Genomic DNA, 12,193 nt, shown 5'->3' on the forward strand with positions numbered 1-12,193 from the left:
TTTTTTATTATGAAATTGACTCTAATAGAATCGTTTTTTAGTAACTCACCCCTGCTGAAGCAGACGACAACTACACTAAACTAACCATTCCCATTTTTCATTCGGCACGCCACGATATATCCTATCACAATGAATAGCTTAAATAAAACAGAATAGAGGGATAGACTATGACAGAAATTATCCATTTAGATTTTCCATATGATTTTGAGCGTGTACTCGACCGACTATCAATGGATCCCTTAATTTCATTGAATAAAGAGGAACGATATGTTCTTGTACCTACGAGAAATCGGGTCATATACAAAGTCCTAGCTACAGGCACAACAGAAGCACCATCGTTTACTATTGAAGGTCCACCTAAATTGATAGAGGTACAATCGATTAAAGAAATTTTTCATTTTGATCGTTCTTTACACCCGATAAATGCCCATTTTGAGAATACTAACTTAGCTCCCTTATTTAGAGAACATCGAGGTACACCAATTATTCGTGAATTTTCCTTATATTCCACAATCATGAAGAGTATTATTCATCAGCAGCTAAACTTATCTTTTGCCCATACCCTTACCACACGCTTTGTTCATACATATGGTGAGCAAGTAGAGGGTGTGTGGTTATATCCAAAACCTGAAACGGTAGCACAACTTCAAGTGGCAGATTTGCGGGAACTCCAATTTAGTACGAGAAAAGCAGAATACGTAATCGGTGTGTCCCAGGCAATCGCAAGTGGGGAACTGAATTTAGATGCACTTGCTATACAGGATGACGAAACCATTACTCAAACACTTGTTAAATATCGTGGTATTGGACCGTGGACAGCAGGTAGCTTTTTACTGTTCGGTTTAGGAAGACCAAACCTATTCCCACTTGCGGATATTGGACTTCAAAATGCTCTAAAAACACTTTGGTCAACCCCGGAGAAACCGAAAGCAGAGGAGATTACGGCTCACTTTCCAGAATGGTCACCTTATTTAAGTTACGTGTCGCTTTATTTATGGCGTAGTATCGAATAATCTTAGTCTAAATATGTAGGCGAAACATACTATTTGCAATGCTATAATACTTATAACAAAGTAAAGATAATCATCTTAGGGAGAAAACATCATGAGAATCAGAGATTGGGATAGAAGTTTGAAAGCCAGATTAATTGGTGAGGCGTTTATGAACATAACATTTTGGATGTTTTTCCCTTTCCTTGCAATTTATTTTGCAGAAGAATTCGGGAAAATTACAGCTGGTATATTACTTGTTTTGTCTCAAGTTTTTTCAGTAGCAGCTAATCTGGTTGGTGGCTATTGTGCGGATCAATATGGTCGACGAAGGATGATGGTCTTGTCTTCTTTTGGACAAGGAGGTGCCTTTTTCCTATTTGCACTTGCAAACTCATCCATCTTAGAATCTCCAATTTTAGGGTTTATCGCTTTTACCTTTGCAAGCGTATTTGGATCACTATATTGGCCAGCGAGTCAAGCGATGGTTGCGGATGTAGTTGCTGAAGAACATCGTAGTGAAGTCTTCGCAGTTTTTTATACGTCAATGAATATTGCAGTTGTTATTGGACCGATACTTGGGGGTATTTTCTTCTTTAGTTATAGATTTGGCTTGATGGTCACTGCAGGGTTAATGTGTATTTTATTAGCATGGATATTAATCAAGTTTACTGAGGAAACGAAACCAGCTAATTCCGATTCATTGGAAAATAACACCGCAAAAGGCATTATGTACGCCATTCAAACACAAGTAAAAGATTATGGAATTATATTAAAAGATAAGATTTTTCTACTTTTCATCGTGGCAGGAATTTTAAGTTCACAAACGTTTATGCAACTAGACTTATTATTACCTATTTACGTAAAGGAAGTCATTGAAAATCAAATAATGGGTACTTTGTTTTGGAGTGAAATTAAACTTACAGGTGAGCTTGCATTTAGTATCCTTATCTCAGAAAATGGGTTGTTAGTTGCATTGTTCACAGTTGCTATTACAAGGTATTTTGCTTCATATCGCGAGAAATATGTATTCTTTATTTCGTCTGTTCTATATGCTTTGGCCATGGTTGTTTTTTCACTATTCGATTCGTTTTGGATATTCATTTTGGCAATGGCCATTTTTACATTCGGTGAATTAATGATTGTTGGTATACAACAAAGCTTTATTTCAAAGTTAGCACCAGAGAATATGAGAGGTCAATATTTCGCTGCTGCTAGTCTTCGCTACACGGTGGGACGAATGATTGCACCCATATCTATTCCTATGACGGTCTGGTTTGGATTCTTTTGGACTTTCATAATCATTGCGTTTTTATCTATAATTAGCGCTTTTATTTATTATTTCATGTTTTATTTATTTGAACAAAAAAAGGCAGCTTCTCCTAAATTTTAAGGAGAAACTGCTATATGTAGTAACTTCATTTATATTTTTTTATTGTTCCTTATTTTCAATTTCCTCAGTATCATTAAAGTAGATAAAGGACTCTTCCTCTATTTCAGCTAAGCGTTCTTTGTTTAGCCCTAAGCTTAAGTTGCCCGAAAAAATAGGTTCCCACCATGTTTCTGTTTTGGTCATGTCCGTTTCCTCCTTTAAATTATCTTATTATTTGTAGTCCTATACCCGTTTAAGTTACAAATTAAAACAAAATAAATTAAAAATCACAATAAAAGGAGTGTTCATTATGAATCAAACAACATTTGCAGTCATTGGCACTGGCATTGTAGGAGAGCGCATTATTCAACAACTTTTACTAAATCCCGATTGTAAGATTATCAGTACATTTGACGAAAATACTCAGCGATTACAAGATATATCTAACAAGTATAAGTTACCAATTGCATCTTCTCTAGATGAGTTATTAGACACCGACCCTCACTGGGTATATATTGGGACTCCTCCAAACAGTCATGCAACTCTTGCTACTAAAGCGGCAAATAAAGGACTTTTTGTACTGTCTGAAAAACCTCTTGCACATAATGTGGAAAGTGGTGAAAAGATGGTCGAAAGCACGAAGGTAGCGAATGTCTTAACAGCAATGCATTTTCCTCTTATGTACAGTCCAGCTGTTCAAACCTTAATGAATGAAGTAACCAACCAAACATTGGGTGAAATAAGTCGGATTGAACTTCATACATATTTCCCACATTGGCCAAGAAAATGGCAACAAAATCCTTGGATTGGTTCTCGTTCACAAGGTGGGTTTATAAGAGAAGTATTTCCTCATTACTTTCAAATCATGTACCGTCTTTTTGGTCATTTTACTTTTACAGCTCATCAAACTGTTTATCCAGAAGATGAAAGCTTGTCCGAAATTGGATCAGTGGCAATTGGAAAAACCGAAACTGGAATTCCAATTATTATAAACGGTTTATGTGGAATGGGTCAAAAAGAAAGACTACTTTTTAAAGTGTTTGGAACGAAAAAAGTAATGACAATCAAAAATTGGTCAGAATTATGGGTTAGTGAAGTCGATAAAAGTGAGGAAAAAGTCGAATTAACACTTACACCCAAAACTTTGTTTGATGCGTGTCATGATGCGACAAATGGAAGAGAAGCATCTCTTGTAACATTTGAAGAAGGTTTAATTGTGCAAAAGTGGATAGATGAATTACTAATTTAACACTTATTAAATGACAAAGTCCAATATGATCCTATAGAGAATTTTTTAAAAAAATAAATTACATTTTTAAAGTTTTTAATTTTTGCTAGCTAAGAAACATACCGTTACAATATACTAAAGACGGGAGTGGTCACATGAATTTCACAGCTCAAGACGTTGAAAATATGATTCAAGAACAACACGATTTTTACTATACTGGTGCCACTAAATCAATAGAATTTCGCATGCAACAGTTACATAAATTAAAAAAAGCAATTCAACAACATGAACCAGAAATTTTATTAGCACTTTATAAGGATTTACGAAAAAGTGAATTTGAGGCATATGCAACAGAAGTGGGATTTGTTTTAGATAGTATTGGTTTTATGAGTAAGCATCTAGACGAGTGGATGAAACCAGAATCAGTGAAAACACCGCTACATTTACAACCAGCGAAAAGTTTCATTGTTCGTGAACCATACGGCTCAGCATTGATTATCGGTCCATTTAACTATCCATTCCAACTTGTGATGGAGCCTTTAATTGGAGCAATCATCGGTGGGAATTGTGCTATTGTAAAGCCTTCGGAATCAGCTGTCCATACAGCAGCTGTCATTCGAAAAGTGATAGAATCTACATTCTCACCGAACTATATTCGAGTTGTCGAAGGTGAACGTGAAGAAACTACTGCACTGATACATGCGCCATTCGATACTATTTTCTTTACTGGAAGTGTTGCTGTTGGGAAAATAGTGATGAAAGCGGCGGCTGAGAGATTAACACCTGTTACCTTAGAACTTGGCGGCAAAAGTCCCGCAATAATTGATCACACAGCGAATTTAGAAATCGCAGCTAAGCGAATTGTATGGGGCAAGTTTGTTAATGCAGGGCAGACTTGTGTGGCTCCGGATTATTTGCTTGTTCAAGATAAGGTGAAAGAACAGTTCATTAAATTATTAAAGCAAACAATAAAAGACTTTTACGGCAAAGACGCTCAAAATAGTCCGGATTATGGACGCATCATTAACAACAAGCAGTTTAATCGATTAAAACAGCTAATTAATCAAGAAGGTCAACATATTGTGGCTGGTGGCAATCTAGATGAAAATGATTCGTATATTGAACCAACCCTTCTTGATGGGATATCTTGGAATAGTCCTTCGATGGAAGATGAAATATTTGGGCCGATTTTACCAATTTTAACGTATGAAAGTTTAGAAACAGCTATTCAACAAGTACGGAAACTGCCTAAACCGTTAGCTGCCTACTTGTTCAGTGAAAATGACAATGCTATTCAATACTTTTTAGAAGAACTACCATTTGGTGGTGGATGCATAAACGATACTGTATCTCATGTAGGAAGTTCTCATATGCCTTTTGGCGGTGTAGGTTCTTCAGGAATGAATGGTTATCATGGGAAATATAGTTTTGAAGCATTCACACATGCCAAATCAATCTTAAAGAAAAGCACTAAGATCTCTGTTAACATTGCATTTCCTCCATACAAAAATAAAGTGAAACTTGTGAAGTCACTACTCCGATAAGGAGAGCGATTTTATAAGTTTAAGACGAAGAATATACAATACACATTGCAAATTTCAGTACGGATGGAAGCTAGATGACGATAACAACGGTGATGATAGTTACGAAAATTTTCAAAAAAAATCAGCTTCTCGATTTACTCCGAGGAAGCTGATTTTTTTTGATCTTTGAAAGGTAAATAAATAGAAACAGTAGTCCCTTTATTTAAGCGACTATTAATAATAACTTTTCCATCATGCTCTCGAATGATTTTTTCGGATATCATCATACCCAGTCCCGTTCCAGTTGTTTTCGTAGTGAAAAATGGTTCGAAAATTTGATTAACTACTTCTCGTGTCATACCTTCACCGTTATCTCGTATGTGTATGGCAACCAAATTATCTTCTTCAAATTCTGAATATATGTGCAGTAGAGAGCCTTCTTCGTGTAATGCTTCAATTGCATTTTTAATTACATTTATTATAACTTGTTTAATTTGATTTTGTTCACCAACTACAACCACTTGCGGGGCATTCCAAGACTCTGTTAATTGAATACCTCTTAAATTTAGTTCCGGTCTAAACAAGAGAACTACATCCTGAACGATTTCTTCCAATTTAAATTCTTTAGCTGATGTGACGTGTGGTTTTGCCAGAATTAAGAATTCACTAATAATTAGATTTATCCGCTCTAGTTCTGATGCAATCAATTTTGTATAGGATTGATATGGATGTTTATCATCTGCATTCATCATTTGAATAAACCCTGAAATCACAGTCATTGGATTTCGGATTTCATGTGCAACACCTGCAGCAATTTCTCCAGCTAATTTTAACTTTTCAGATTGAACCATTAATTTTTCGGCTTTTTTCTGATATGAAATATCACGTGTAATGACAGATATAGCAACTATTTCTTTGTTTTTATCATAAATAGGGCTTAGCGTAAGTTGAGCATCAAAAAAGGTCCCATTTTTTTTCATCTCTTTGGTTTCAAAGGAGTGAAAGCTCTCACCGTTCAAAATTTTTTTTGTCCGCTCTAAAGCTGCTTTTGAATTTTCAGGAGGTACAAGAGGAATTAGATTGCCAATACATTCTTGCCTACTCCAACCATACAACAATTCGAAGGCCGGATTAATGTCAATAATGCGTGCATCTAAGTCAAAAACGGCTATGCCATCTTTGGCATTTTCAAAAAACATGTGCAAATAACCTTCTTTTGAATCTAGGGCTCTTTCTAATATGAATTGTTGCTGTTCCATCTCTGTCCATTTTTTTTGGATAAAGAGAGAGTGGACGATAGCTGTTAAACTCATTAGAGCCATCAATAACATTACAACATATAAATCGGCAATTGAGATTGTGATTTCAAGATCATTTAAGTAAGTCTGAAATATATAGATAATCTCAAGCACAGTTATTGGTAAAAGTATTAAACTTAGTAGGAATGAATGGTATAATGAAGCCACCAATAATGGATAAGCAAAAAGAAAAATATGTATGTAGTATGGTGTATCTAAATTTAAATTAAAGATATAGCCATTCAACCCAGTTAAGATAAGGATTTGTAACATCTTACTATTTATGTTCATTTGTCGAAGTAGAAATAACAAGATGCAAAATAGAATAGCAACTAGCGGGATTGAACTTGTATATTCGAAAGAAATGAACAGACTTGATAGTGTATGTATCAATAAACCAATTGCAAATAAATCTATAAACAATCGATTACGTTTTTTTAAGATTAGCGATTTATCCATTCTTCACCTCAGTTAGAAGTTATTGTTCTTTTATCATACATGATTTAGCAGTGTGCGAACATGCTAATTATTGATATGATATTTATTATGTAGGAGGGTTTATTATGTCAAGCAAATTTAAAGAAAAAGAAACAATTCAATTACTAAAAAACCTTGTAGAAATTCCAAGTCCATCTGGGTATACAAAAGAAATTATGAAATTCATCGAATTAATGCTAACTGATTTGAAAGTTCCTTATAAGCAAACGAATAAAGGCGCTATAATTGCAACTATAGAAGGACAAGATACATCTAAGCATAGATTGTTAACAGCTCATACAGATACACTTGGTGCAATGGTAAAAGAAATCAAAGGAAGCGGTCGCCTTAAACTATCAATGATTGGTGGTTTTAAGTGGAATTCGGTTGAAGGTGAATATTGTTATATACATACAGCCTCAGGTAAGAAAGTTCGTGGAACCATTCTTATGCATCAAACAACTGTTCATGTATACAAGGATGCTGGTACTGCTGAGCGCAACATTGAAAATATAGAAGTTCGGTTAGATGAAAAAGTAATAAATGCAGATGAAACTAGAGCTATTGGTATAGAAGTAGGTGATTTTATATCATTCGATCCACGATTTGAGCAAACTGACTCGGGTTTTATAAAGTCTCGGCATTTGGATGATAAGGCAAGCACTGCATTGCTAATACAACTTATTGCATCAATAAAAGAGAATGACTTTAAGCTACCAAATACAACTCATTTCTTTATTTCAAATAATGAAGAAATCGGTTATGGTGGAAATTCAAATATTCCCTCTGAAGTTGTCGAATATCTTGCTGTAGATATGGGGGCAATTGGTGATGGCCAGACATCTGATGAATATACAGTTTCGATTTGTGCAAAAGATTCATCAGGCCCATACCATTATGAGTTAACGCGCAAGTTGGTAGAACTAGCAAAAAAACAAAACATAGACTATAAATTAGACATTTATCCATTTTACGGTTCAGATGCTTCTGCGGCTCTAAAAGCAGGTTTTGATGTTAAGCATGCTTTGCTTGGACCTGGTATAGAGGCATCACATGCTTTTGAACGAACACATATTGATTCATTGAAGCATTCTGCAGCACTATTAGAAGCGTATGTGCTCTCTCCAATGGAGACAGAATAGGAGGAAAGCAAATGCAGACATCTGAATTATTTAGTTGCTTGCCGGCTAAAGAAATCCATGGCATACTTCCAAAAGAAGTGTTTGATATTGCGGTTGACTCTAGAAGTGTACAACCGGAAAGTGTCTTTATCTGTATAAAAGGTTATACAGTAGATGGTCATGATTATGTCTTTCAAGCAATTGAAAGTGGAGCTAGAATTATTGTATCTGAAAAACATCTTGATTTAGACTATAATCGTGTAGCTTGTATTGTGGTAGCGGATACTACGCGAGCAATTGGCTTATTGGCTTCTAAATTTTATGGGTACCCATCCAGAGATATGAAAATGATAGGAGTTACCGGAACAAACGGTAAAACAAGTGTAAGTGGAATTTTGCATAATATGTTACAAGGGTTAAACGTGAAATCCGCGTTAACTGGTACAATTGGTTTCAATTTAAATGGGTTGATTTTTGATTCTGCTAATACAACAAGTGATGCACTTAGTACACAACTAATGATTCAACGTGCAAAAAATGAAGGTTGCACAGCTATGGTCATGGAAGTATCATCCCATGGCTTAGTGCTTGGTCGATTAACAGGTGTTGATTTTGATATTGCCATTTTCACTAATTTGACGCATGACCATTTAGACTTCCACGGAACAATGGAAAATTATGGGCAATCGAAAGGTTTGTTATTTTCCCAATTAGGACAAGATTTAGAGCGTCATAAACATGCGATTGTAAATGCTGATGATTCATGGTCAGATCGATTAAAAGAAATGACTGGATATCCAGTTTGGACTTACGGTATAAATGAAGTTGCTCATTTCCAAGGACAAAACATTCAACTGAAATCAAATTGTACACAATTTGAAATGAAGACTCCTGAAGGGGTATTTCCAGTTCGTATGAATTTACTAGGAGAATTTAATGTATATAATGCTTTAGCAGCATCTGCAGCATTGTATACACAAGGGTTCTCCATACCTCAAATTCTGCAACAACTTGAAAAAATCCCTCCAATTAAGGGAAGAATGGAAAGGTTAGAAAGTGAGTTACCGATATCTATCTATATTGATTATGCCCATACACCAGATGCTATAGAAAAGGCGATTTCTTCAGTATTACCTTTTAAAACAAATCGTCTTATCTTCCTGGTAGGTACGGGAGGGAATCGAGACCGTTCAAAACGTCCTGCAATGGCGCTTAAAGCATCAGTTGCGGATTATGTTATCTTGACTACAGATGACCCTCGTGATGAACCTTACGAGTCTATTCTTAGTGATTTAGAAAAAGGAATGCTCCATGAAAACTTTGCACTTATCGGTGACCGTGGAATGGCTGTAAAACATGCCATAGCTATTGCAGAACCAGGTGATATAATTATTTTTGCAGGAAAAGGTCATGAAGATTATCAAATTATTGGCCACACAAAATTTCCACATAGTGATGGAAATATAGCTTTGTCAGCGGGTAAATTAAAATTTCACGATTTGCCTTCACGATCTTAACATGAAGGCGACTAGAGAATAACAAAGAACCGATCACATTTTGTCGATCGGTTCTTTGTACTTTTTAGAGTACTTGTAATTATTTTAAATTATCCATATGATAAAAGAAGTGAATACAAAAGGAAGTTGAGCTTACGTCGCTTGGTTTTAGGTGCTAGCCACATATTTTTCAGGTTTTCTGAACTTATAGAGATAAAAGGTAAAAGAAGGAGAATATATATTCATGTGTAAATTATCCATACGATAAAAGAAGTGAATACAAAAGGAAGTTGAGCTTACGTCGCTTAGTTTTAGGTGCTAGCCACATATTCCAGGTTTTCTGAATTTATAGAGATAAAAGGTAAAAGAAGGAGTTTATAAAATTATGGCAACTCAAGAACAAATTTTATCAAGAAGAACATTTGCGATTATTTCCCATCCCGATGCTGGTAAAACAACAATGACCGAAAACCTGTTATTTTTCGGTGGTGCCATTCGTGATGCCGGAACAGTAAAAGCAAGAAAAACAGGAAAGTTTGCTACATCTGACTGGATGGAAATTGAAAAACAACGTGGAATCTCAGTTACCTCTTCCGTAATGCAGTTTGATTACGACAAATTCCGCATAAATATTTTGGATACACCTGGTCACCAAGATTTTAGTGAAGATACTTATCGTACATTAATGGCAGTCGATAGTGCTGTGATGATTGTTGATGTTGCAAAAGGAATAGAAGCTCAAACGATTAAATTATTTAAAGTCTGTCGTTTACGTGGAATTCCGATTTTTACGTTTATTAATAAGCTTGACCGCCAAGGGAAAGAACCGCTTGAACTAATGGAAGAGTTAGAAGAAGTATTAGGAATAGAATCTTATGCAATGAATTGGCCTATCGGCATGGGAAAAGAATTTGTAGGGATTTATGATCGTTATAATAATCGCATAGAACAATTCCGTACAGAAGAAAATGAACGTATTTTACCATTAGACGAAAATGGCGAGTTATTAGGTGATCATGTAATGAAACAAACATCCTACTATAAACAAGCTATTGAAGATATTAATTTATTAAACGAAGCGGGAAATGATTTGGATTTAGAAAAAGTAGAGAATGGTAAAATGACACCTGTATTTTTCGGAAGTGCTTTAACAAACTTTGGTGTACGAACTTTCTTAGAAACATATTTAGAATTTGCACCGACACCTCAACCGCGGAAAACAGATGCAGATGAATTAATCGATCCAGTCTCAGAAGAGTTCTCAGGATTTATTTTCAAGATTCAAGCAAATATGAATCCAGCACACCGAGATCGTATTGCGTTTGTACGTATCGTTTCAGGAAAGTTTGAACGTGGTATGACTGTCACATTATCGCGTACTGGTAAAACCTTTAAATTATCACAATCAACACAGTTTTTAGCAGATGATCGTGAAACAGTGGAAATGGCGGTAGCTGGAGATATTATCGGATTGCATGACACTGGTAATTATCAAATTGGAGATACTATTGTTGGTGGAAAGAGACTGTTCAATTATGAGAAGTTACCACAATTCACACCAGAACTATTTGTTCGTGTAACTGCAAAGAACGTGATGAAGTCAAAGCATTTTTATAAAGGTATTATGCAGTTAGTACAAGAAGGGGCCATTCAATATTACAAAACACTGCATACAGAAGACGTAATATTAGGTGCAGTTGGTCAACTACAATTTGAAGTATTTGAATATAGAATGAAAAATGAGTACAACGTGGAAGTGCGTATGGAATCTATTGGGAATAAAATTGCGCGATGGATACAAAATGAAAGTAATGTATTAGAAACAATGTCAAATCCACGAAGCATGCTCGTCCGAGATCGATATGATCGATATGTCTTCTTGTTTGAAAATGACTTTGCAATGCGTTGGTTCCAAGATAAAAACGTAGATATTGAGTTGTATAGTTTATTATAAAATAGGACTAATACCACTACGCGTTGATCCTAAATCAAGACAACCTTAAATTCGAAATTTGAATTTAAGGTCTTTTTTAATTTAGGATGCCATGAATCTCGTGTTCCCGGAAGGAGTAGGTTCCAGTATGATGCAGCTGATTTGCGCTCCAGACGGACGCTTCCCACGGCCCGGGCAGGCGTTGCCTCGCGTTGAGGCGTTTTTATCCTTTGTTCCATTGTGAGCTCCACTGTGGGGACTCACCTGTCCCACTAATCCCGTAGGAAAGAACAGGACCAAAGGGAATTTGGACCTGTTCTTTGCGACGAAGCTAGCGCAGCGATGCAGGAGCAGATGTTTTCCGCCGCCATCCTCTTCAATCAAGTAAATGTTTCCGAATTGATCATAAAATAAAATACAACTTAACAAGAAGGGAGTGCAGAAAGTCACTGGTACTTTAAATAGAAAAATGCAGTGGTTTGCATCATAATCACTGAAATTCTGATATATTGAACAAGTATCTCTCTTTTTTAGAAATAATGTAGAAGAAGTATTGCTGCTAGCTTTGTATCTCTCACCATTCAAATGATTGTCACTAAAAATAGAATTCGTTGCAATGATGGATAAATTCACACTAGTTGATTGAAGCGCAGGTGGCGACTTCTGCGGGAAAAGCATGAGCTGAAGGCCCCGCAGGAACAAATGGAACGAAGGCTACGGACGCCACTACGCGAGGCAACGTCTTCGTGACCAACA

General features: G+C 35.9%; 9 protein-coding genes. 7 read left to right on the forward strand and 2 right to left on the reverse strand.

Annotated elements, in window-relative coordinates; genetic code table 11:
- The first annotated feature begins 167 nt into the window (after positions 1-167).
- Both B371_RS0105545 and B371_RS0105550 read left to right on the forward strand, forming a co-directional pair.
- Positions 168-1,013: a DNA-3-methyladenine glycosylase gene (locus B371_RS0105545; RefSeq protein ID WP_019413313.1), complete on the forward strand. Its 846-nt coding sequence runs from the start codon at positions 168-170 to the stop codon at positions 1,011-1,013.
- Between the two features lie 91 nt (positions 1,014-1,104).
- Positions 1,105-2,382: an MFS transporter gene (locus tag B371_RS0105550; protein ID WP_019413314.1), complete on the forward strand. Its 1,278-nt coding sequence runs from the start codon at positions 1,105-1,107 to the stop codon at positions 2,380-2,382.
- Between the two features lie 39 nt (positions 2,383-2,421).
- Here the strand turns inward: B371_RS0105550 and B371_RS23730 are convergent, their stop codons facing one another.
- Positions 2,422-2,565, reverse strand: coding sequence for a hypothetical protein (locus B371_RS23730; RefSeq protein WP_019413315.1), 144 nt, complete (start codon positions 2,563-2,565; stop codon positions 2,422-2,424).
- Between the two features lie 106 nt (positions 2,566-2,671).
- On the opposite strand from B371_RS23730, the gene B371_RS0105560 reads away from it, so the two are divergent.
- Together B371_RS0105560 and B371_RS0105565 are read left to right on the forward strand one after the other, a co-directional pair.
- Entirely contained in the window at positions 2,672-3,610 is a 939-nt protein-coding gene (locus B371_RS0105560) for a Gfo/Idh/MocA family protein (RefSeq protein WP_019413316.1), read from the forward strand.
- 134 nt (positions 3,611-3,744) lie between these two features.
- Positions 3,745-5,133: an aldehyde dehydrogenase gene (locus tag B371_RS0105565; protein ID WP_019413317.1), complete on the forward strand. Its 1,389-nt coding sequence runs from the start codon at positions 3,745-3,747 to the stop codon at positions 5,131-5,133.
- Positions 5,134-5,267: 134 nt separating this feature from the next.
- Here the strand turns inward: B371_RS0105565 and B371_RS0105570 are convergent, their stop codons facing one another.
- Positions 5,268-6,869, reverse strand: a complete 1,602-nt coding sequence (locus B371_RS0105570) for an ATP-binding protein (RefSeq protein ID WP_019413318.1) — start codon at positions 6,867-6,869, stop codon at positions 5,268-5,270.
- A 104-nt stretch (positions 6,870-6,973) separates the two neighbouring features.
- Here B371_RS0105570 and B371_RS0105575 point away from each other — a divergent pair, with 104 nt between their 5' ends.
- From B371_RS0105575 to B371_RS0105585, 3 genes are all read left to right on the forward strand, one after another.
- A complete protein-coding gene (locus B371_RS0105575; RefSeq protein WP_019413319.1) occupies positions 6,974-8,029 on the forward strand; it encodes a M42 family metallopeptidase in 1,056 nt (351 codons plus the stop codon).
- Positions 8,030-8,040: 11 nt separating this feature from the next.
- Positions 8,041-9,525 (forward strand): UDP-N-acetylmuramoyl-L-alanyl-D-glutamate--2,6-diaminopimelate ligase, encoded by a 1,485-nt coding sequence (locus B371_RS0105580; protein ID WP_019413320.1) that lies wholly within the window; start codon positions 8,041-8,043, stop codon positions 9,523-9,525.
- A 364-nt stretch (positions 9,526-9,889) separates the two neighbouring features.
- The gene (locus tag B371_RS0105585; protein ID WP_019413321.1) at positions 9,890-11,458 is read left to right on the forward strand and encodes a peptide chain release factor 3; all 1,569 of its coding nucleotides are present in this window, start codon (positions 9,890-9,892) and stop codon (positions 11,456-11,458) included.
- The last annotated feature ends 735 nt before the right edge of the window (positions 11,459-12,193 follow it).

Source organism: Paenisporosarcina sp. TG20, assembly GCF_000286315.1.
In the GTDB taxonomy this organism is placed as follows: Bacteria; Bacillota; Bacilli; order Bacillales_A; family Planococcaceae; genus Paenisporosarcina.